This window comes from Nocardiopsis sp. iso_237, assembly GCF_056173345.1.
Window position 1 is genome coordinate 3,249,319 of record NZ_CM149669.1, and the last position, 21,506, is coordinate 3,270,824.

Annotated in this window: 20 protein-coding genes; 3 read left to right on the forward strand and 17 right to left on the reverse strand. The window is 71.3% G+C overall.

Annotated elements, in window-relative coordinates; genetic code table 11:
- Positions 1-17: 17 nt before the first annotated feature.
- The 6 genes from AC0VYM_RS14905 to AC0VYM_RS14930 form a co-directional block, all read right to left on the reverse strand.
- Positions 18-1,013: an NADP-dependent oxidoreductase gene (locus AC0VYM_RS14905; RefSeq protein WP_475462881.1), complete on the reverse strand. Its 996-nt coding sequence runs from the start codon at positions 1,011-1,013 to the stop codon at positions 18-20.
- A 307-nt stretch (positions 1,014-1,320) separates the two neighbouring features.
- Positions 1,321-1,995, reverse strand: a complete 675-nt coding sequence (locus AC0VYM_RS14910; RefSeq protein ID WP_475462882.1) for a response regulator — start codon at positions 1,993-1,995, stop codon at positions 1,321-1,323.
- Positions 1,992-3,308, reverse strand: a complete 1,317-nt coding sequence (locus tag AC0VYM_RS14915) for a sensor histidine kinase (protein WP_475462883.1) — start codon at positions 3,306-3,308, stop codon at positions 1,992-1,994. Before AC0VYM_RS14915 ends, AC0VYM_RS14910 begins: the two co-directional genes overlap by 4 nt.
- Before the next feature lie 56 nt (positions 3,309-3,364).
- Positions 3,365-4,372 carry a D-alanine--D-alanine ligase family protein gene (locus AC0VYM_RS14920; RefSeq protein ID WP_475462884.1) on the reverse strand — a complete coding sequence of 336 codons (1,008 nt, stop codon included), beginning with the start codon at positions 4,370-4,372 and terminating at the stop codon, positions 3,365-3,367.
- Positions 4,369-5,511, reverse strand: coding sequence for an alanine racemase (alr, locus tag AC0VYM_RS14925; protein ID WP_475462885.1), 1,143 nt, complete (start codon positions 5,509-5,511; stop codon positions 4,369-4,371). Before alr ends, AC0VYM_RS14920 begins: the two co-directional genes overlap by 4 nt.
- A complete protein-coding gene (locus AC0VYM_RS14930) occupies positions 5,508-6,125 on the reverse strand; it encodes a M15 family metallopeptidase (RefSeq protein ID WP_475462886.1) in 618 nt (205 codons plus the stop codon). Before AC0VYM_RS14930 ends, alr begins: the two co-directional genes overlap by 4 nt.
- Positions 6,126-6,389: 264 nt before the next feature.
- On the opposite strand from AC0VYM_RS14930, the gene AC0VYM_RS14935 reads away from it, so the two are divergent.
- Together AC0VYM_RS14935 and AC0VYM_RS14940 are read left to right on the forward strand one after the other, a co-directional pair.
- Positions 6,390-7,928: a fatty acyl-CoA synthetase gene (locus AC0VYM_RS14935; protein ID WP_475462887.1), complete on the forward strand. Its 1,539-nt coding sequence runs from the start codon at positions 6,390-6,392 to the stop codon at positions 7,926-7,928.
- A gap of 108 nt (positions 7,929-8,036) precedes the next feature.
- Positions 8,037-9,026 (forward strand): pentapeptide repeat-containing protein, encoded by a 990-nt coding sequence (locus AC0VYM_RS14940; protein ID WP_475462888.1) that lies wholly within the window; start codon positions 8,037-8,039, stop codon positions 9,024-9,026.
- Positions 9,027-9,050: 24 nt separating this feature from the next.
- On the opposite strand, the gene AC0VYM_RS14945 is transcribed toward AC0VYM_RS14940, so the two are convergent.
- The 8 genes from AC0VYM_RS14945 to AC0VYM_RS14980 form a co-directional block, all read right to left on the reverse strand.
- Positions 9,051-9,311, reverse strand: coding sequence for a hypothetical protein (locus AC0VYM_RS14945; protein ID WP_475462889.1), 261 nt, complete (start codon positions 9,309-9,311; stop codon positions 9,051-9,053).
- 149 nt (positions 9,312-9,460) lie between these two features.
- Positions 9,461-10,885 carry a pyridoxal-dependent decarboxylase gene (locus AC0VYM_RS14950; protein WP_475462890.1) on the reverse strand — a complete coding sequence of 475 codons (1,425 nt, stop codon included), beginning with the start codon at positions 10,883-10,885 and terminating at the stop codon, positions 9,461-9,463.
- Positions 10,882-12,054, reverse strand: coding sequence for a hypothetical protein (locus AC0VYM_RS14955; protein WP_475462891.1), 1,173 nt, complete (start codon positions 12,052-12,054; stop codon positions 10,882-10,884). The genes AC0VYM_RS14950 and AC0VYM_RS14955 overlap by 4 nt, the downstream gene beginning before the upstream one ends.
- A gap of 143 nt (positions 12,055-12,197) precedes the next feature.
- A complete protein-coding gene (locus AC0VYM_RS14960) occupies positions 12,198-13,868 on the reverse strand; it encodes a carbamoyltransferase N-terminal domain-containing protein (protein WP_475452482.1) in 1,671 nt (556 codons plus the stop codon).
- Positions 13,869-13,872: 4 nt separating this feature from the next.
- Positions 13,873-14,664, reverse strand: a complete 792-nt coding sequence (locus AC0VYM_RS14965; RefSeq protein ID WP_475452484.1) for a class I SAM-dependent DNA methyltransferase — start codon at positions 14,662-14,664, stop codon at positions 13,873-13,875.
- 23 nt (positions 14,665-14,687) lie between these two features.
- A complete protein-coding gene (locus tag AC0VYM_RS14970) occupies positions 14,688-15,476 on the reverse strand; it encodes a class I SAM-dependent methyltransferase (RefSeq protein ID WP_475452486.1) in 789 nt (262 codons plus the stop codon).
- A gap of 22 nt (positions 15,477-15,498) precedes the next feature.
- Positions 15,499-16,431, reverse strand: coding sequence for an alpha/beta hydrolase (locus AC0VYM_RS14975; RefSeq protein ID WP_475452488.1), 933 nt, complete (start codon positions 16,429-16,431; stop codon positions 15,499-15,501).
- A gap of 42 nt (positions 16,432-16,473) precedes the next feature.
- Positions 16,474-17,481: a class I SAM-dependent methyltransferase gene (locus AC0VYM_RS14980; protein ID WP_475452490.1), complete on the reverse strand. Its 1,008-nt coding sequence runs from the start codon at positions 17,479-17,481 to the stop codon at positions 16,474-16,476.
- A gap of 755 nt (positions 17,482-18,236) precedes the next feature.
- On the opposite strand from AC0VYM_RS14980, the gene AC0VYM_RS14985 reads away from it, so the two are divergent.
- The gene (locus tag AC0VYM_RS14985; protein WP_475452492.1) at positions 18,237-19,058 is read left to right on the forward strand and encodes an SAM-dependent methyltransferase; all 822 of its coding nucleotides are present in this window, start codon (positions 18,237-18,239) and stop codon (positions 19,056-19,058) included.
- 62 nt (positions 19,059-19,120) lie between these two features.
- Here AC0VYM_RS14985 and AC0VYM_RS14990 read toward each other — a convergent pair whose 3' ends face one another.
- Genes AC0VYM_RS14990 through AC0VYM_RS15000 form a run of 3 tightly spaced genes read right to left on the reverse strand, consistent with a single transcriptional unit; the run spans position 19,121 to position 21,484 of the window.
- Entirely contained in the window at positions 19,121-19,858 is a 738-nt protein-coding gene (locus tag AC0VYM_RS14990) for a methyltransferase domain-containing protein (RefSeq protein ID WP_475452494.1), read from the reverse strand.
- Between the two features lie 4 nt (positions 19,859-19,862).
- Positions 19,863-20,627, reverse strand: a complete 765-nt coding sequence (locus AC0VYM_RS14995) for an SDR family oxidoreductase (protein WP_475452496.1) — start codon at positions 20,625-20,627, stop codon at positions 19,863-19,865.
- Complete coding sequence (locus AC0VYM_RS15000; protein WP_475452498.1) at positions 20,624-21,484, reverse strand: TauD/TfdA family dioxygenase; 861 nt, start codon at positions 21,482-21,484, stop codon at positions 20,624-20,626. Before AC0VYM_RS15000 ends, AC0VYM_RS14995 begins: the two co-directional genes overlap by 4 nt.
- Positions 21,485-21,506: the final 22 nt, after the last annotated feature.

Below are 21,506 nucleotides of genomic sequence, written 5' to 3' on the forward strand. Positions count from 1 at the left end.
CGTTGTGGAGGGGAGGGTCAGGTGCGGCTGATCACCGCCTTGCCCCGGACTCCTCCCGCGGCCAGCTCCTGGAGGGCCTGGGGGGTCCTTTCGAAGGGGAACACCCTCCCCACGACGGGGCGCAGCTCTCCGGCGTCGACGAGGGCGCTGATCCGGCGCAGCTGGTCACCGTCGGCGCGCATGAACAGGAACTCGTACGTCACACCGAGTTTCCTCGCCTGGCGGCGGATCCTCGCGCTCAGGCCGGTGATCGCCAGGCGCAGCAGTGGGTTCAGACCGATCTCGCGGGCGAAGTCAGGGTCCGGTGGTCCGGAGATCCCGATCGCCTTCCCCCCGGGACGGAGCACACGCAGCGACCTCTCCAGGTTCCTGCCGCCCAGGCTGTCCAGGACAAGGTCGTAGCCGTTGAGCACCTGCTCGAAGTCCTGGCTGCGGTAGTCGATGACGGTGTCCGCGCCCAGCTCCCGGACGAAGTCGGCGTTGGCGGCGCTGGCGGTCGTCGCCACGTGCGCGCCGAGGTGTTTGGCGAGCTGGACGGCGATCGACCCGACACCGCCGGCGCCCGCGTGGATGAGGACCCTCTGCCCCGGCCCCACGTCGCCGCGTTCGACGAGTGCCTGCCAGGCGGTGAGCGCGACCAGGGGTAGTGACCCCGCCTCCACGAAGGACAGCGACGAGGGTGCGGGGGCCAGGTCGGTCTCGGCGACGGCGATGCGTTCGGCGAAGGTGCCGATCCGGTCCTTGCCGGGCCGGGCGTACACCCGGTCGCCGGTCGTGAAGCCCCGGACGTCGGCTCCGACGCCGACGACCGTCCCGGCGACGTCGTTGCCCAGGATCAACGGGAACCCGTAGGGCAGGATCTGCTTGAACTCACTGGCGCGGATCTTCTCGTCCAGCTGGTTCACCCCGGCGGCCTCCACCCGCACGAGCACGTCGCGATCCCCCACCACCGGTTCGGGGACCTCGGCCTCCCGCAGCTTGTCCTTGTACCTGGTGATGACGAAAGCCTTCATCGGTGTCGCCCCTTCTCCGTGACGTGGTGGCGCGAATCTCCGCGCACCCTGCGAGAGGTCCGTCCCGCCGCATGGAACCCGTGAGGTTCGGAGTGGAGTGGCGTCTCGTCAGCACGGACGCCGTGTAGGTCGGGGCGGTTGCGGTCACGAGTTCCGTAGCCGTGCGGTGCGCAACGAGCCGGTCTCTCCCGGCCCCTGACCCACGCCACCTTAATGAGTGTTATCAATAATGAGTGTACTCATTTTATGGTCAGGTCAGGGCCACCACCACGACCAGCCTGGTCACGGCCGGTCGTGACCAGCGGTGTCAGCGGACGAGGTCGTGTTCGTGGGCGAAGACGGCGATCTGCACCCGGTCGCGCAGCCGGAGCTTGCGCAGGATCGAGCCCACGTGGGTCTTGATCGTGGACTCGCTGGAGTGGACGCGAGCGGAGATCTCCGCGTTGCTCAGGCCGCGTGCGACCGCGTCGAGAACCTCGCGTTCCTTCTCCGTGAGCTGTTCGAACTCCTTGGGCAGGGGTGTGCGGGGCCGGTAGTCACCGTCGAGGAGGGTCGCGAGGTCGTTGGGTGCCAGCACGGCGTTCCCACGGTGGACCGTACGGATCGCGTCGCAGAGCATCGCCGGGGTGGTGCCCTTGAGCAGGAAACCGCTCGCTCCGTAGCGGATCGCCGCGGTGGCGCGTTCGTCGAGGTCGAAGGTGGTGAGCACCACGACCCGTACCGGGTGCTGGCGGCGCGCCACCCGCGCCGGGGCGAAGATCTCCCGGGTCGCGGAGACACCGTCGAGTTCGGGCATCCGCAGGTCCATCAGGACGATGTCCGGCTGGAGCCGGTCGACGGCCAGCACCGCCTCGCGGCCGTCCGCGGCCTGTCCGACCACGTCGAGGTCGGGCTGGGAGTCGATGATGACCGCCACGCCGGTGCGGAACAGGTCCTGGTCGTCGACGATCAGGACCCGGATGGGCGGTGCGGACTCGTTCAACTCTTCCTCACAGCTCGGACGGGGAGCCACGCCCGGGCGACATAGCGTTCCTCTCCGTCGACGGTCGCCCGGCCGAAGCTCAGTCGACCGCCCACGGACTCCAATCGTCGGACCATACCTTGTTGTCCCAGTCCGGGGCCGCCGGGGCCACCGGGGCCGCCCGGGGCGTCCCGGCCGTCCGGGGCCGCAGTGCCGACCGCGTTCTCGACCTCCAGGTGCAGGCCGTCGTCCCAGCACTGCCCGACCCGCACCCGGGTTCCGCGTCGGCCGTGTTTCAGGGCGTTGGTCAGCATCTCCTGGAGTGCGCGGTAGGCGACCACGTGGATCTCCGGCGGCAGCGGACGGGGGGTTCCGCTGACGGAGGACTCGATGTCGTTGCCCGCGCTCCGGACCCCCTCGATCAGGTCGTTGAGGTCGGTGCTCCCCGGCTCCTCGGCTCCCGAACCGTCACTGGTCGAGCTGAGCACCGAGCGCACGTCGTTCAGGGAACGGCGTGAGGTGGCGGCGATGTTGGCGAGCGTCTCCTGGATCATCCGCTCGTCCTTGAGATCGCGGAACTGGGCCGACTCGGCCTGGGCCAGGATCACCGCGAGGGAGTGGCCCACCACGTCGTGCACGTCCCGGGCGAGCCTGGTCTGCTCGGAACGCAGCCTGGCGATCTCGTCGGAACGGGCGGTCTCCCTCTCCGCCTCCACACGCGCCCGCTGTGAGGCCCGCGCCGAGCGCGTGGTGCGTACGGCCAGCCCGGTCAGCCAGGGCACCCCCAGGAGCAGAGCGGCGACCGGAGCGACGAAGAGGTAGTTCGCGACCACCACGGACAGGGCACCCCGCCCGTTCAGCGAGACCAGCCCCAGCTGGTCGAGCACGTGGTTGGTCACGAGCACGGTACCGATCGGGATCGAGGCCAGGCTCGCCCAGAGCACGGACCGGCTGCCCCAGCGGGCGAGGGCGAACGCCACGTAGACGACGGAGAGCTGGGCGGCCAGGATGTCGCCGCCCAGCCACAGCTGTGCCAGGCCCGTCAACCAGACGACCACCAGCGCGGAGGCGCCCTGGTGGCGCGCCAACGCGCACGCCAGTGCCGAACCCGCCGCGATGACGGCCGCCGCGGTGACCATCGACACCCGCGCGTACTGCTGGTACGTGCCCGGATCCAGGGGGATGCTGCGGAGGGGGACGCCCACCCCCGAGTACACGACCATCTCCAGCAGCGTCGGCGCACCCTGAAGACGGGCGACGAGCTCCAGGGCCGCGGCAGCGAGGACGGGCAGGGCCAGCGCCAGGTCGGGCGCGTAGCGGCGAATACGTTTCACACCGATCATGGTGCTCGTTCCGGTAGGCGATGGCGAGTTCATCGCCCGGTCGGTGGTCACACAAACGTGTCGCGGACGGCCACCTCGCCCAGCGCGGCGTCGATCCACGTCTCCAACAGAGCGCGGTATCCCCAGCCCTCGGCCCCGAACATCTTCGGCACCTGCGACTGGTCGGTCATCCCGGGCATGGTGTTCACCTCGTTCAGCACGGGGCCGTCCTCGGTGAGGAAGAAGTCCACCCGGGCCAGGCCCCGGCAGCCCAGGGCCCGGTAGAGCCGTTCGGCGGCCTCCCGCAACGCCGCGTGCTCGTCGTCCTTCATCGCGGGGGAGACCACGAACCGGGCGGACCCGTCGTACTTGGTGGTCGTGTCGAAGAGCCCGTGGTCGAGGAGGATCTCCAACGGCGGGCTGATCCGCAGGTCGCCACCTGGGAGTTCGGCGACGGCCAGGTCGATCTCGCGGCCGGTGACGACGTCCTCGACCAAGGCGCGGTCGTCCAGTTCCAGGGCCTGCGCCAGCGCCGTACGGAGCCCGGCGGCGTCGCGTGCCAGGGACACGCCGTGGCTCGAACCGGCGGCGACCGGCTTGACCACCACCGGGCGGTCGAAGACCGGGGCGTCCGGGTCGGCGCGCGTGACCAGCCGGCCCGGAGCGGTCGCGACACCGACGGCCTCGGCGACGAGCTTGGTCGCCCACTTGTCCATCCCCAGGGCACCGGCGCGCAGCGGTGAGCCCGCGTACGGGACCCCGGCGAGGTCACAGAGCGCGGCCAGGGCACCGTCCTCGCCGCGGGGGCCGTGCACGACCGGCAGGACGACGTCGCAGTCGGCCAGGATCCCCACCGCCCCGGCCAGGCTCCGGGCGACCGACGTGCCCAGCTCGGCGCCGCCCGGGCCGGACCAGAGACCGTCCCGGCGGATGGTCAGCGGGACCACCTCGTACCGGTCCCCGCCGTCCAGGGTGGCGGCCACTGAGGCGGCGGAGGCCAGGGAGACCTCGTGTTCGCTGTTGCGGCCGCCGCCGATCACGGCGACCCTGAGCGGGGTGTTCACGGGAGAGTTCACAGTGTGCTCCTCAGCAGTCGCGGCCCCAGGCCGGTGACGATTTCGTGGGGGATGGTGTCGCTCCAACGGGCCCAGTCCTCGACGGTGGGCTCTCCTTCGCGGCCGGGACCGAAGACCACGGCGCCCGTGCCCGGCCGCACCGGGTCGTCACCGAGGTCGACGACCGCCTGGTCCATGGAGATCCGTCCGCGCAGTCTGCGGCGGCGCCCCCCGACCAGGACCTCGGCTCGCCCGCTGGCGACACGGGGCAGGCCGTCGGCGTAGCCGATCGGGATCAGCCCGAGGTGGGTGGGTCGGTCGGTGACGTCGGAGTGCCCGTAACCGATGCCGGCTCCGGCCGGGACCCGGCGGACCTGGACCACCGGGGCGGTCAGCCGCAGCGCGGGGTTCAGGTCCGTGGTTCCCGAAGGGTCGATCCCGACCAGCCCGGCGCCCACCCGCACGAGGTCCAGGTGGGTGGTCGCGTCGGTCAGAGCGGCGGCGGTCGACGCCAGGTGCCGCAGTACCGGACGCAACCCGGCGGCCCGGGCGACGTCCAGGCCGTGGAGCAGGGCGCGGCGCCCCGACAGCGTGGTCGGATCACCGGGCCGGTCGGCGCACGGCAGGTGCCCCATGACCGCCAGGACCTCGATCAGCCCGGCGCGTTCCGCGTCACGGGCCCGGGCGCAGAGCTCCGGCCAGTCGCCCGGTGCGGCTCCGTCGCGCGCCATCCCGGTGTCCAGGTGCAGGTGGACACGCACCCGCCGACCGGCCCGGGTGGCGCCGGACACCACGCGGTTCAGGTGCTCGCGACTCGCGACCCCCAGGTCGACGCTGTGCCGGGCGGCCGCGGAGGCGTCGAGGTCCACGGGGTTGAGCCAGCTCAGGACCGGCGCGCTGATCCCGGCACGACGCAGCACCAGGGCCTCGTCCAGCGAGGTCACCCCCAGCCACCGGGCGCCATGGGCGAGCGCGGTGCGGGCCACCGCGACCGAACCGTGGCCGAAGCCGTCGGCCTTCACCACCGCCATGAGGTCCGCGTTCGTGCGCTCGGAGAAGAGCCTGGTGTTGGCCGCCACGGCGTCGGTGTCGGTCTCGAGGTGCGGACGCGTCACGGTGCCCGAAACCGCGGCGGTGCGCGGGACCGTCGCGGCGGTCACGTGGCCACCGGGCGCTCGACCGGCCCGAACAGAGCGTGCGGTGCCCCGGTCGTCAACGCCCAGTAGCGGTCGCCGTAGGACCAGTGCCACCACTCGGTCGGGTAGTTCACCAGCCCTTCCCGGCCCAGGACGGCGGCGAGCAGGGACCGGTTGGCCCGAGCCCGTTCGTCGACGTCCGCGTCGAACCAGCAGGCGCCCGCGCTCTCCTCAGGTGTGGCGTCGACCGGCGACCCCAGGGGCAGTTCGCGGCCGTGCGCGTCGACGAGTGTGAGATCGACAGCGGCCCCGGCCACGTGCGGGGCGACCCCGATCGGGGACACGAAGCGGCTCGACAGTCGGCGCACCTCGGCCTCGTCCGCGTCCGCGTCCGGATGGCTCTCGCGCACCTGCGTGGTGTACCTGTCGATGATCTCCTGCTGGTCGGCGAGGCTGCGGTGGCCCTCGACCAGCTTCAGGTCGACACCCGCGGGCAGGTTCCGGCGGGCCCGCACGAGCCGCTCGGCCAGGGGACGCCTCACCAGGACCAGGGGTGCGAATTCGACCGCGACCAGGTCGCTGCCGTCGTCGCGCACCGGGACGCCCGCGACTCGGGGATCGGAGAGAAGAATCGTCATGGCCACGACACTAGGAACGCGCGGTGCGGCCGGGCCTCCCCCTGAGGTACCGGTCGAACCGCCTCAGGTACCGGAGCGGTCAGACCCCCGGACGTTCGACGACACCCGCTCCGCCTCCCCGGTGATCAGGGGGTGGTGTCCCGAGGCGGCGGGAGTTCCCGGCCCGTGCGGACTTGCCGGGCCGCCTCGCGGGGCCCGAGGATGGGTCCCTGTGTGCGCGGCCCGGCTCCCACCGGGCCGTACCAACGGGAAGAGACAGGTGCCATGACCGCATTGACGACCTCCAGCCGCGTGGACGACATCCTCCGGCGGAGCGCGGCCAGAACCCCCGCGAACACCGCCCTGGTCTTCGCCGACCGTGAGTGGACCTACGCCGGGCTCGACGACGCGGTCACCCGGGCCGCCGCGCGCCTGCTGGCGACGGGCGCGGTCAAGGGCGACCGCGTCGCGGCCTACGGAAGGAACTCCGACGCCTACCTGATCGGGTTCCTGGCCTGCGCGCGGGTCGGCCTGGTGCACGTGCCCATCAACTTCGCCCTCCAGGGCGTGGAGCTGGCCTACCTGCTGGAGCAGTCCGGCAGCACGGTGGCCCTGGTGGACCCCTCGCTGCGGGCGGCGGTGGACGCCCTGCGCACCGAGACCGGGGTGGAGCAGGTGCTGGAGCTGCGCGACGCCCCCGGCTCACTGCTGGAGGAGGCCTCGGCGGGGCCGGTGCCCGAACTGGACGCGGAGGTGGCCGACACCGACCTCGTCCAGCTCCTGTACACCTCCGGCACCACGTCCAGACCCAAGGGCGCCATGATGACCCACCGCGCCCTGGTACACGAGTACCTGTCGTGCCTGGTGGGGCTGGACCTCGACGCCGGGGACAACCCCCTGCACGCCATGCCCCTCTACCATTCGGCGCAGCTGCACGTGTTCCTGATGCCGTGGCTGGCGGTGGGCGCCCGCAACACCCTGGTGGAGGCGCCCGACCCCGCGGACCTGCTGAACCGGATCGAGGCCGACGGGCACGGGGCCTTCTTCGCCGCCCCCACACTGTGGGTGGCGATGGCCAACCACCCCTCGTTCGACGGCCGCGACCTGTCCAGCCTGCGCAAGGCCTACTACGGGGCCTCCATCATGCCCGGGCCGGTCCTGGACCGGCTCCGCTCCGCCCTGCCCGACCTGGGCTTCTACAACTGCTTCGGGCAGAGTGAGATCGGCCCGCTGGCCACGGTGCTCCGCCCCGAGGACCACGCCGACCGGCCCGCCTCGGCCGGACGCTCCACCCTGTTCGTGGAGCTGCGCGTGGTGGACGAGCACGGTGTGGAGGTCGCGCCGGGCGAACTCGGTGAGGTGGTCTACCGGTCGCCGCAGCTGTGCCTCGGGTACTGGGACAAGCCCGAGGAGACCGAGGAGGCCTTCCGGGACGGGTGGTTCCACTCCGGTGACCTGGTGCGCGCCGACGCCGAGGGGTACATCGAGGTGGTCGACCGGATCAAGGACGTCATCAACACCGGCGGGGTGCTGGTGGCCTCGCGGGAGATCGAGGACGTGTTGTTCGCGCACCCCGGGGTGGCCGAGGCCGCGGTGGTCGGGACGGCCGACGAGAAGTGGATCGAGGCGGTGACGGCCTACGTGGTGCCCGCGGCGGACGCCGACACCGAGGCGCTGCCAGAGCTCCTGGTGAAGCACGTGCGCCAGCACCTGGCGCCGTTCAAGGTGCCCAAGACGGTGCGGTTGGTCAGCGAGCTGCCCCGCAACGCCTCGGGCAAGATCCTCAAGCGCGAACTCCGCGACCGCCCGGCCTCGACGGCGTAGCACCGGTGATCACCTCCCTGGTGAGAATCGGGCGGTGGACAGACGGTGAGCCGCACACACCGCCCAGGTCTTCCAGGCAGAAGGGAAGGATCGGCAATGGGTGAAGGAGTGCGTAACTCCTTTTCCGGAGACAACAGCGGCTACCTCATTCAGGCTCAGAACGTCCGCCTGGACATGGCGAACAACGAGGTGCACCAGGCCCGTAGGAGGCTGGCGGAGGTCGTGCTGCAACTGTTCGACGGCCCGTCGGTACTCCGGACCGGAGCCCTCGACGAGCTTGAGGCCTTGGGATGCGGTTTCCCTGATCTCAGGCAGGCGGTCGTGGACGCCCTGTGCGCGTTCCTGCGTGACTGGTCGAGGACGGACGCTGGGCAGGCATGCGGGAAGGCCCAGGAGATCCTGAGCCGGAGGCTGTCCGCACATGACTTCCACCAGGGGCGGTGTTCGCGCGACGAACTGGAACTGTGGCGGGACGTGCGACTCGACCTGAGGGGTGCGCTGCTTCGGGACTTCTCCTTCATGGACGCCGAGCTCGACCAGGCCGACTTCAGCGAGGTCGAGTTCCACGGGGACACGACGATGTCGGGGATGCGGGTCTGGAACCACGCCCGGTTCGACGGTGCCGTCTTCCAGGGGCCGGTGTTCCTGGAGAACGCGAGCTTCGAGCAGACGGTCGCCTTCACCGGAGCGACCTTCGAGGATGTCCTGTACCTGCACAGGTCCGTGTTCCGGGGTACGGCCGACTTCGAGACGGCAAGCTTCCATGGATACGCGACGTACCTGTCCGCTTCCTTTGCGGGGGACGCACGCTTCACCCGTGCGGTCTTCCACCGGGACGCCCAGTTCGAGACGGCCGAGTTCAGGCTTGAGGCGGTCTTCGCGAACGTGGACTTCCGATCGGAGGTCTCGTTCGAGCGAGCGGTCTTCCATGATCTGGCCGACTTCACCGGAGTGGACGGATCCAGGGGGTTCTACTTCTCCCAGGCCACGCTGCCCGCGTACCTGCACCACCGGGTTCCCCTGGGATGGGCCCTGCGGGAACACCAGGGTGAGGGGTACATCCTGCCCATGGACGAAGAGGTGGACCTCCCGGAGTGAGGGGGATGCCCGCGCCCCCGCCGGTCAGCGGGGTGGTTCGACCAGGAGGGCGGGCTGGTCGGGCCGTCCCGCCAGGGCTGATCGGACGCGGTCCGCGATCCAGTCGGGGCACCGGCCCTCTCCTCGCCCGAAGGGAGGGGCGCGGGCGTTCGCCGTACCGCGACCGCCGAGCCGTTCCCACGTCACGACGGCGGACGCTGAGGCGGGGACCAGCTGGACGGCGACCGGGTTCAGGGCCTTCAACCGCCAGTGCGTCGAATCGGCGGAGCGCGTTGGAGCGTCCAACTCGCCACCATGAGAGCGGTGCCCACCACTCCACGTGTGGCCAGCCGGGGGAGGGGCGCAGCGGTTCCGCGTGGTGTGGCAGGATCCTCCCGGCGTGCTTCGGGGCCGTGGGACCGGGCGGACGGTGCCTGGTTCCCACGGCCCTTCGGTCACCCCTCCGTGACCGCTCCCTGGAGGGCTTTCCACGCCTCGACCACGTGGTGGTCGCGGGTGAACGTCCCTCCCGTGGCGAAGCGGAGGAACACCTGCCCGTCCCGTTCGGAGTGGGTCAGGAACGTCGTCCCCTCGGTGTTGACGGTCTCCATGAGCCGGTGCTGTGCCTCGTTGGTCGCGCCGTCCGCCGTCAGACGGAAGCACACGAGCCCCAGACACGGGTCCCGGGTCAGCTCGAACCGGTCGTCGGCGCGGACCAGGTCCGCGAACATCCGGGCGTGTTCGACGCCGACGCGCACGTGGCCCCGGAGGCCCTCGACGCCGTACCAGCGCAGCACCGACCACAGCTTCAGGGCGCGGAAGCGCCGCCCGAGCGGGATCTGCCAGTGCCGGAAGTCGGTCACCCGTCCGGAGTCCGACGCGGTGTTGCGCAGGTACTCCGGTAGCACGCTGAGCGCGCCGGTGAGGGCGTCGTGGTCGGCCACCCAGAACAGGTCGCAGTCGAAGTTGGTCAGCAGCCACTTGTGCGGGTTCGTGCAGTACGAGTCCGCGTACTCCACCCCGGCGTTGACCCAGCGCAGGTCCTCGCACACCCCGGCCACCCCGGCGTACGCGGCGTCGACGTGCAGCCACACGTCGTGGTTCCGGCAGACGGCCCCGACCTCCTCCAGCGGGTCGAAGGCCAGGGCGGAGGTCGTACCGCGTGTGGCCACGGCCATCAGCGGAGTGACCCCGTTGCCCAGGTCCGCCTCGATCCGAGCGCGCAGCTCCTCCGGGAGCATGGCGCCGTCCGCACCGGTGGCGACGGTGCGCACCGACCCCAGGCCCAGGCCCGCGATGACGGCCGCCTTCGTGGCGGCGGAGTGGGTCTCGCTCGTGAGGTACACCGCGTAGCGCTGACCGCCGGTCCCGACCTCACGGCTGCGACCCCCGGTGGCCCGCTGCAACGCGGCCAGGACCGCCACCAGCACGGCGCTGGAGGCGGTGTCCTGGATGACGCCCCCGTCGCGGAACCGTTCCGGCAGTCCGAGGGTCCGCCGCATCCACTCCAGCATGTGCTGTTCGACCTCGGTGCACGCCGGACTGGTGTTCCAGTTCATGCCCTGCACGCCGAGACCCGAGGCGAGGAGGTCCCCCAGGACGGCGGGGCCGGAGGCGTTGGCCGGGAAGTAGCCGAAGAACCGCGGGTGCTGCCAGTGCAGGAGCGCCGGTGCGACCACGTCCTCCATGTCACGGAGGAAGCGGTCGAAGGGCTCACCCGACTCGGGCGGGTCCTGGGGGAGCCGCTCCCGCACGGAGCCGGGCTCCACCTGAGCGGCGACCGGTCGGCTCTCCAGGCTCTCCCAGTAGTCGGCGATCCAGTCGATCGTCCGGTACCCGTGCTCGCGGAACTCCTGCGGGCTCATGTGCGGGTCGTTCACAGCAGCGGCTCCTTGAGATGGCGGGCCAGGTAGCGCACCCCGTCGGTGCCTCCCGTGCCGGGCACGTCACCGATGATCCTCTTCGCGACGCCGTAGTGGGTGTGCTTCCACCGCGCCCACTGCTCGTTCACGGCCTCGACACCACGCAGGTGTCGTTCGTCGGTCACGGTCTTGCGGAGCGTGTCCCCCAGGGAGGGGGCCGGTGCGGGGACCGCGTCGAGACCGACGGCTCCGACGGTCTCCGGGCGCACCCCGGCCGTGCCCCGGCAGCGGCGCTCCAGCCGGGCGAAACCCTCCGACTGCAACGCGCCGGTACCGGCGGTGGCCGCGCGGATGGTCGCGAACTGGCCCGGGTCGATCAGCGCGACGAGGCGGAAGCAGCGACGGGCGTGGGCGAGGGCGTCGGTGATCCCCGCCAGCGGCGTCTCCAGGGCGGACGTCTCGTTGGCCCGCGCGGCCTCGTGGGCCGCGTCCGCGTACTCGGCCGCCAGGACGGCGAGCAGTTCCATGACCTGCACGGAGCGGATGAACAGCGGCTCGTCCGGCTCCCGGGTCGCCACCGGCACGGTGCCCTCCACCAGGAGGGCGAGCGTCGGGGGCAGCCCCGCGCCGCCTCCCGACAGCAGCCGGTTGCACCGCCGCACGGCCTCCGGAGGCGACTCCAGGTGCACACTGTCGTGGGCCCCGGTCCAGCCGGGCGCGGGGGTCAGGCCCTGCGCGAACCTCGCCGCGGCGACCAGGAGCGAGCGCCGTCGGCCGTCGTCGCCCTCGCGCAGGCCGCGCCGGAGTTCGTGACGGATCATGTCGGCGGCCAGCAGCGCGGAGATCCGGGTCAGGCGGTCGGGGAGGTCGCCCAGTCGGCACCACCGCTCCAGCAGGGTCGTCATCGTGTAGGCGCCGTAGGAGGGTGCGCCGCGCGCACGGCTGGTCAGGCACTCCAACCACAGGGTGGTCACCCACTCCGGGCCTCCCGGCGCGGGGTCCCTCTTGCGTCCCTGTTCCCAGGCGTGGACCAGCAGGTCGTTCAGTGCGTGGGGGAGTTGGTTGATCCCGTGTGCGCGGACCGCCTCGACGACGGCCCGGTGGGGGAACTCGTACGACGCGGACGGGCGGCCCCGGAGAACCCAGGTCTCCAGGGCGCGCCGCGCGCTCTCACTGACGGTGGTCATGGTTGGGGATCTCTCCAGACGGGGTGCGGCCCCGGCTCCTCCGGGGTCCGCACCCGATCACGTGGTCGGAAACCGTGGCGGAGCCACACGCCCCGCCACGTACTGGCTTCGGCGTGTCCGCCTGGTCCCGGTACTGTCGCCGCTCACTCCGGTTGGTAGAGGCGACCGTCGGACCAGAGGGTCGCGACACCGCCCCACGCGGCGGCCGAGGCCACGTCGGGGAAGAAGCCCCGCCCCTTGTGGTTGGCGCTGGTGTTGCAGAGCAGGGGGATGCCCGACAGGCGCTCGTAGGCGGTCAGCAACCGGTGCACCAGGGGGGACTGCTCCTCGTTGACGGTCTGGAGGCGGGCGGTGCCGTCCAGGTGCACGATCGCGGGGACCTTGTCCGCCCAGCCGGGGCGGGTGCCGTGGTCGAAGATCATGTAGGGGTCCGGTGTCCCGGGCGAGAAGATCTCCGGCGCCCGGTGCTCCAGGCAGACGGGGGCGACGGGACGGTAGTCCTCGCGGTCCTTGATCCGGTTGAGCACCTTCTTCATCGAGGCGTCCGTGGCGGGCGCGAGGATGCTGCGGTGCCCCAGGGCCCGGGGGCCCAGTTCGGCCCGGCCGCTGAGCACGATCACCGGCTCACCGTGTTCGTGCAGGATCCGGGCGAGCTCGTCGACGTCGCAGGGACGGGAGACGTAGCCCGGGGGGTCCGCCTCCGCGGGCCGCACCCGCGGCCCCTGGTAGACGCCCCACTCCAGGGCCGGGAGTCCGCTGTGCAGCGCCCACTCCACGCTCGCGGCCCCCAGGGCCGCACCCGAGTCGTTGGGGAAGGGCGGGACCCACACGTGCTCGAACAGGCCGCAGGAGCGCAACAGGCTGTTCCACTTGATGTTCAGCGCGCACCCTCCCGCCAGGACGAGGCGCGGCGGCAGGCCGGTCCCGACCATCCGGGCGGCGAGCGCCCCACGGAGCCGGCGCCCGAGGTAGCCCTGGAAGGTGGCGATCAGGTCGGCGTCGCTCGCGCCGCTCCAGCGCGCGCCGCCCTCCTCCGTGAGGGCCCGGGCGAGGTCGTCCCCGTTGGTGAAGGACAGGTCGAGTCCGCCGAGGATCCGGTCCAGCACGTCGTCGTACCGGGATTCGTCGGTGCCCAGGGCGGCGTAGGCCATGGCCTTCCCGGCCACGTCCAGGTTGCGGGGCATGGCGTGCCGTGCCGCGTCGGTCCGGTCGTCGGGTGAGTGGAACGGCGGCAGGGCGGCGCAGAAGTCCGCGAACGCGGAACCGTAGAGCGGGAACAGCTCGCCCAGACGGGTCACGCGCAGGGGCTCGGGCTCCACGTGGTAGAGCACCGGGGTCATGCCGCCGTCCCAGACCAGCACCAGGGAGTCCTCCCCCCGGCCGGGGAAGGGGCTCGCGGCGTAGGCGCCCATGAGGTGCTGCGCCGAGTGGTGGTAGCTGGTGTACTCGTGCTCCCGCCCGCCCAGGGGCAGGCCCCGGAAGCGGTGGACGTCGAGCACGTGCGTGTCGGGTCCCTCGATGTAGGGGGCGACGGGCAGCCGCAGGGCGCGGCCGCCGTCGGTCACGTGCTCCAGGACGGGGGCGCCCTGGTCCTGGCCCAGCGGGGCGAACCAGCCGTCGACGACGAACCGGTCGACGTCCGCGACGGCCACGCCCTCCTCCGCGAGGACGTCCGCCACCGTCTCCAGCCGGTCCAGCGGCTGGAAGCGCCGGTTGTTGTCCAGCTTCTCGGCCTCCACCGACGTGACGAGCCTGCCGTCCTTGATCAGCGCCAGACCGCCGTCGTGGGTGAGTTTCAGTCCGCAGACGAGCATCCGATCACTCCTCTCCCGCGCGGGTGAGCACCCAGGTCGCGTAGCGGGTGGACTCGCTGACCGGCCGGGGCGAGTAGTTCTCGTAGACCCGGGCGTCGGGGAACCCGGCGGCGTGGGCCTGGGCGCGGATGTCGTCGTCCTCGATCGCGTAGAGCCGGTGCACCTCGCGGGTCCCCGTGTAGGAGCCGTCGCCCTCACGGGTGAACTGCGAGTAGTGCAGGTCGCAGTAGGTGGTGTCGGGTTCGCTGGTGAAGTCCCAGATGAACGCCAGGTCGCCCTGGTCTCCGGCCCACATGCGGTTGCCCCAGTGCCCCTTGAGCAGGGCCGCGGTCTCGATGTCGAAGACGAAGACCCCGCCCGGCGGCAGGACCGCCGCCACGGCGCGGAAGGTCGCGCCCAGCGTCTCCGGGTCGGGCTGGTAGTTGAAGGCCGCGGCGGTGCACACCACCGCGTCGGCGCCCTCGGGCAGCGCGTCCGGCAGTTCGATCTGCCGGAAGTCGGCCCGGTCGCCCAGACGCGCCTTGGCCAGGGCCAGCATCGTCTCGGACCGGTCCACGGCGGTCACCTCGTAGCCGCGCTCGACGAGCTGCCGCGTCATGAGCCCCGTGCCGCAGCACAGCTCCAGGACCCGGCGCACCCTCTGCGCGCGCTCGACCCACACGTCCTCGATGAAGTCGGCCATCTGCTGCCTGGGTGACTCGCCCCACTGGGTGATGGCGTAGTCCACGAGGCGGTCGTACACGTCGGCCGTCGCCGCGTACGGTTCCGGAAGGTCCACTTGCGGTTGTCCCTGCATCACAAAACTCCCCTGGTGTCCGGTCAGTCGCGGAGGAAGGCCCACGTCTCGTACAGAGTCCGCTCGTGCGCGGGCGCGTTGGTGTAGTTGTCCAGCGTGCCCGTGTGCGTGAGGCCCGCCCGTTGGGCGCTGCGGCGGATCACCGCCGGGTCGAGCACGTACAGACGGTGCCTCTCCCGGGTGCGCACGTACGTGTCGGACCCGGGGCCGCCCTGGCGGAGGAACTGGGTGTAGTAGGCGTCGCTGTACTCGTCGGTGGGGTTGGTGAACTCCCAGACGAAGGCGAAGTCGTCCTGGTCCTCCGCCCAGACCTGCCGCCCGGCGTGTTCGGTCAGCATGTGCCGGGAGAGGATGTCGAAGACGAAGGTGCCGCCCGGGCGCAGGACCCGGTGGACCCCCGCGAAGACGGCGCTCAGGTCCTCCTCGCTGGCCGTGTAGTTCAGGGCCGCTCCCGTGGAGCAGACCGCGTCCACGCTGGCGGGCCGCAGCGGGATCTCCGGCAGCGCGGCCCGCACCAGCTGGGGTTCGTCCGCCAGCCGCTGGCGCGCGTAGCCGAGCATCTCGGGGGACTGGTCGAGCCCGGTCACGGTGTAGCCCGCGCGGGCGAGTTCCGCGAGGACGCTGCCGGTTCCGCAGCAGAGGTCCAGGACGTGCCGGACCTCCCCGCCCTGCTTCGCCCACCAGTCCCGGAGGAAGGCCACCCGTTCGGGGACCGGTTTCTCGTGCCAGTTGTCGACGATCCAGTCGTCCAGGCGGTCGTAGATGTCGGCGATGGACCCGTACATGGGCGCGTAGTCGTGTGGTGAAGTCATGCGTTGTGTCCTCTCTGCGTGCTCAGGCGAAGGCCGCCCGGAGCGCACGAACGGCGTGGCCCCGCAGGTCAGCGGCGCGTGGAGCGATTCCGTCGAGGTGCATGGCGCAGTGGATGAGGCCCGGACAGCGGACGAGGGTGGTCGGCACCCCCGCCGCGGCCGTGCGCGCCGCGAAGTGTTCGCCCTCGTCCCGCAGCGGGTCGTACTCGACGGTGATGACGGTGGTCGGCGGGGCCCCGGTCAGGTCGTCCACGAACGCGGGGGCGGCCTGCCAGGGCACCTCGTGCAGCGGGCCCTCCGGCCGGTCGAGGTAGGTGCGCCAGCACCGCTCCATCATCGAGGCGGTGTTCTGGTGGCCCTCCGCGAACTCCCGGTAGGACGCGCTGTCCATCCGGGGGTCGATCGCCGGGTTGATCAGCAGCTGGTGCCCGACGCGTGTGCCGGAGCCCCGGAAGGTCAGGGCGACGACCGCCGCGAGGTTGGCCCCCGCGCTGTCGCCCGCGACCACGAGCCGTTCCGGGTCCGCGTCCAGCTCCCCGGCGTTCTCGTACATCCAGGCGGTCACGGCCTCGGCGTCGCGCCGGGCGGCGGGGTAGGGGTGCTCCGGGGCGAGGCGGTAGCCCACGTTCGCCACCACGACACCCGCCTCGGCGGCGAGGGTGCGCAGCGGGGGCTCCATGTAGTCGATGCCGCCCGACATCCAGCCGCCTCCGTGGAAGTACACCACCAGCGGCAGGGGGATCCCGGGTTCCGGGTGGTAGACGCGGAAGGGCACCGGGCCCCAGGGCGAAGGGACCGCGCCGTCCCGCGTGTGGACGTCCCGAGCGGCGGGTGCGCAGAACGAGGTCATCGCCTCCACCGCGGCGCGGAACTCCGCCAGGGTGAGGTCGTCGGGTGACGGGGAGTCGTTGACGGGATCGAGAAAGAACTGCTTCACCTGTGGGTCGAGCGCCACCGATCACTCTTTCTTCTTTGGGGGGAAGAATTCACCCGGGCGTTACCTGGGCGCACGCGGAAAGCGCGTCAGGAGGTTGCCGCGTACGCGCCGAGTGGGTTTCTCCCAACTGTTTCCGCGTCCCGCCAGGATCCGGAATCCGGTGGGCTGCAAAGACAGTTCCACGGCGCGCGCCCGCTCCGCCACAGGGAGGTCGACGATTCTCCTGCGCAGTTCCGGGTCGTCGAAGAGTTCCTCGGGTCGTACCGTCTCGACCTGACCGGCGGGGATATCGTCCGTGCCGTCGAGGTCCAGGTACGGTGCTCCGCGCGGACCGTAAACACGATCGGCGGCCACCCATTCCATACCGAGTCCGTCAAGAAGTCCCGGAAGGTCTCCGAAACGCAGGGTGTGCACGACCGGATTGAGATAGGCGTCCGCGTCGAAGACGTCCTGTTCCTCGGGGTCCAGGGTCGATCCCGCCCACGCCCCCGGCATGCCGTAGGCGTCGAGGGACAGCGAGAGGCCCAGGGCACGCACCACACCCAGTCCCCGGGCGGCCCCGTCGTCGGCGGGGGAGAGGAGCTGGACGAGCTCGCGGTCCCGCATGCGCTGGGCCTCACCGACGTCGTTGTACAACCACAGGTGCAGCAGACCGTCCTCGGAGAGGTGGCGGCACAGCCACTCCAGGCCCGCGCGCGGGTCCGGCAGGTGGTGGACGACGCCGTAGCTGTAGATGAGGTCGAAGCGCTGGTCGAGCGCGGTGTGGGGCATGGCCCCGTCGACGATGTCGAGGTTGGTGACGCCGTGGTCGTCGGCCAGGCGCCGGGCGATGGCGCGGGAGGCTCCGGAGGGCTCCAGCCCGACGAAGCGGACCCTCGGGTGGGCCTTGGCGAGCCCGACGAGGGTGTGCCCCGTGCCGCAGCCGGCGTCGAGGACGCTCCACCCGTCCCGCAGTCCGCCCTCGACCACGAGGGGGAGCTCGTCCGCGACGACGCTGATCAGCGGCCGGTCCGCGCCCGGTGAGGGGAAAGGGAAGTCTTCGTAAAGGCGCTGCGTCGCACTCGTCACCACAAGGTTCTCCTGAAATCGACAGCAACAAACACCAGCCCGTCCCGCGTGGGGGTGGCGGGGACGAACAAATTGCGCAGCTCCGTGGGCCTTCCCGTGGCCCGGAGTATAAAACTCGCTGAGTGTCCTTTGTTGAAATCATCCGAGGGGGATGTGCCCCCCAGGGGGTCATTCATTAGCACTCGCGAGGGGAGGGGTGTTCATGGCCGACTTTCGCCGAACGTGAACTCCCACTGTGCGCGGTGTGACACTCGAGTGAGTGGACCTCAGTTAAACCAAGAACTCAGCGGGTGTCAAGATGCTCACGGAAAGTGCCAGTTGAACGCGTCAATGGGGTCGGGATTGGCGGATTTGATTCAAGTCGTCAAGGCGGGGCGGCGGATTAAAGGGGCGCCTACCAGTGGAATTATGCTGCGAGTCTCTAGTCATCCCGTGATCCCATGTTTCTTGGGATAAAGAAAGAGTCGGAGTTTGTTTGGGTGCGGTTCTGTTTCGCACGCGGGAGATGAGGTGGACAACGGCCCGTGGGAAACGTGGTGCGTATGTGACGGAGTCCGCCCGGTGGTGTCGGTGAGCCCAGGTGTGAGCTGGGAGCGCGACGCGGCCCGGGGCGCATACCGCGCATACCCCCTAAGGGGCGATTTCCCCTATGGTTGGGGCGAACGGCTTCTGGCTGGGAGCGATCGCCGTCCGAGACGGTCGGAGACCGCCCGGCCGCACGGCGCGACCCCCTGCGTGTAGAGGTAGATGCTCCCATGTCCGACGCCCCCACCCAGCCCACCTCCGACGGCTTCGGCCGGCCTTCCCCCATCGACACCACCCGGACCCACTCGGCCCGGATCTGGAACTACTGGATGGGAGGCAAGGACCACTACCCGATCGACCGCGTCGCGGGCGACCAGGTGGCGGAGTCCTTCCCCGAGATCGTCGACCTGGCCCGCACCAGCCGGGAGTTCCTCAACCGCGTCGTCACCCACCTGACGCGGGAGGCGGGGATCCGCCAGTTCCTCGACATCGGGACCGGCATGCCCACCGCCAACAACACCCACGAGGTCGCCCAGGGGATCGCTCCCGAGTGCCGCGTCGTCTACGTGGACAACGACCCGCTCGTGCTCGCGCACGCGCGCGCCCTTCTCGTGGGGACCCCCGAGGGCGTCACCGACTACGTCGACGCCGATCTGCGCGACCCCGGGGCGATCCTGGAGCGGGCCGCCGCGACCCTGGACTTCGACCAGCCCGTCGCGCTCATGCTGATGGGCGTGCTCGGCCACATCCCGGACGAGGACCTCCAGCCGATCGTCCGGACGCTGGTGGACGCGCTGCCCTCCGGCAGCTACCTGGCCAGTTACGACGGCACCAACACCAGCGAGGCCTACAACGAGGCCATCGAGGCGGGCAACAAGCACGGAGACGACCCCTACCTCCTGCGCAGCCCGGAGGCGCTCGCCGCCCGCTTCGACGGGCTGGACCTGCTGGAGCCCGGTGTGGTCCCGTGCCCCCGGTGGCGTCCGCTGGCGGGGGAGCTCAGCGCCCGGCGCGGCCTGGACCAGTACGGCGGCGTGGCCCGCAAGCCCTGAGGACGGGGCGGTGCCGGTGACCGGCCCGCCCGGAGGCGCCCCGGGGAGGGGCGCCCCGGGGGTCAGGGGGTCAGGTGCCGCCAGCGGACCGGGTCGCGCTGGTCACGGAGGTCGACGCTCCGGGGCAGGTCCCCGCGGTCGGCGCACTCCAGGACCAGCATCTCCTCGTCCCCGGGGTCGAACGCGTACTCCACCCGTTCCACCCGCGAGGGCACCCCGCACTCGGCCAGGAACTCCCGCGTCCGGTCCAGCTGCGGGTAGCGCGTGAAGTCGGCGTGCTGGAACAGCGGGTACAGCCGCACCTCCCAGCGGGACAGGCGCACCAGCTCCAGCAGCGCCTCCCGGTGGAACTCCTCGTCCAGCTGCCTTCCGTAGGAGAACAGCAGGTGTGAGCTGAGCACCAGGTCGAAGGAACTGTCGGGGAAGGGCAGATCGGGCAGGGAACCCTCGACGTAGCGCTCGGGGTGCGCGGTGACGTCCGCGCCGAACCGGCGCGCCGACTCCGAGCGCAGCCGCGTGTACTGCTCGGGGTCCTCGAACCACGTCCACACGAAGTCCGACTCGTGTTCGAGGAGGTCGGCGTGTTTGTGCTCGTTCTCCAACAGGGCCAGCTCGGCCAGTTTGCCCCGGTCGACGCCGTACTCGGGGTCCACCGCCGTGACGTCCGCGCCCCGGGCGCGGGCCTCGGCGGTGAAGCTCGCGGCACCGCCCGGACAGTCGAGGATCCGCAACGACAGGTCGTGGTCCGAGAGCGTGAACATGGACCGGTACTCCGCGAAGTTCCGCGCGCTGACGAACATCCGCTCACCCCCGCCCGACGAAGGGCATCGACGTGGGCAGCACCGTCAGGTACTGCACGTTCGTTCCCGGCGGCATCGACGCCATGAAGAGCACCGCCTCCACGAAGCGGTCCAGGGGGATCGTCTGTTCCACGGCTGTCCTTCCGTCGGCCTGTCTGGCCGGGGGCTGCGCTCTTCCGTCCGAGGGTTCCACGTTGCCGACGTCGATCTGTCCGCAGGCGATGTCGTGCTCGCGTCCGTCCAGGGACAGCGCCTTCGTCAGACCGAGGACCGCGTGCTTGGCCGTGGTGTAGGCGACGGCGTTGGGCCTGGGCGCGTGGGCGGAGGGCGCTCCGTTGTTGATGATGCGCCCGCCCCGGGGCGACTGCTCCCGCATCGCGCGGAACGCCTCCTGGGCGCACAGGAACGTACCGGTCACCGTGGTGTCCATGATCCGGGCCCAGTCCTCGAACCGGATGTCCTGCACCGGTACCCGGGGGACCGCCGCCCCCGCGTTGTTGAACAGCAGGTCCACCCGGCCGAACCGCTCCCGCACGGCGGCGAACAGCGCCGCCACCTCCTCGGGGCGCCCGATGTCGGTCGGGACGGTCAGCATCCGGTGACCGTCCCCGCCCGCGAGGGAGACCGTCTCCTCCAGCGCCTCCTTGCGGCGCCCGGCGATCGCCACGGACCAGCCGTCCGACAGCAGGGCGAGCGCCGCCGCGCGGCCCAGCCCGCTGCCGCCGCCGGTGACCACGGCGACCCCGCGTTCCGGGGCGGTCCCGCTCATCGCGCACCCGCGCTCATCCAGGCCCGCAGCACGCGGCGGCTCCCGGGGCCGGACACGTCCACGTAGGGCGACCGCCCGTGCAGGACCCGCGAGTTGCGGATGACCAGCAGGTCACCGGCGTCGAGCAGGAGCTGGAAGGCGATCTCCGGCCGGTACAGGACCTCGTCGAGGACGTCCAGGGCCTCCCACTGGCGCTCGCTGAGCGGCGGCCCGCCCCGTTCCGGCGAGGTGCGCACGGTGCGGGTCTGGTAGTAGCAGCCCACGGTCCCGTCCTCCTGGGTGAACAGGATCGGGGAGACGATCACCTGCTGTCCGGCCCGGCCGGTGCGGTCGAAGGTCCAGTCCTCCTCCAGCGTGGCGAGCACGTCCGGACGCTCCTGGCCGATGATGCTCCGCACGTGGCGGGCGCTGGCGAGCTTGGTGTACCCGCCGCCCCGGACGGCCGGCTGAAGGCACAGCAGCACAAGGAGGTCACAGGTGTCGCAGTGGAACCCGAGCTCGGTGTTGCCGTCACCGTCCTGGTCCCGGAGCACCCGCCACAGGGCGCCCTCGGCGTTCTGGGGGATGATCTCACCGAAGTCCCGCAGCACGAAGGAGAGGGCGGCGATGATGTCGTCCTCGTCCGCCGCCGGGTCGATCAGGTTCGGCACGTGGGCGAAACCCACCGACCGGATGCTCTCCGCGCTGAACGAGCGCAGCCGCTCGCGCACCGGGGAGGCCGCCTCCCACCGCTCGGCCCGGGCGTCCCGCCACAACAGTCCGCGCTCCTGGTCGGTGATCGGCATCGACCACAGGTCGCGACGGGTGTCCAGGGTCGTGCTTCCCCAACCGATCTCGGTCGTGGTGTTCTCGGTCATCTCGTGGTCCGTTCCCTTCGTC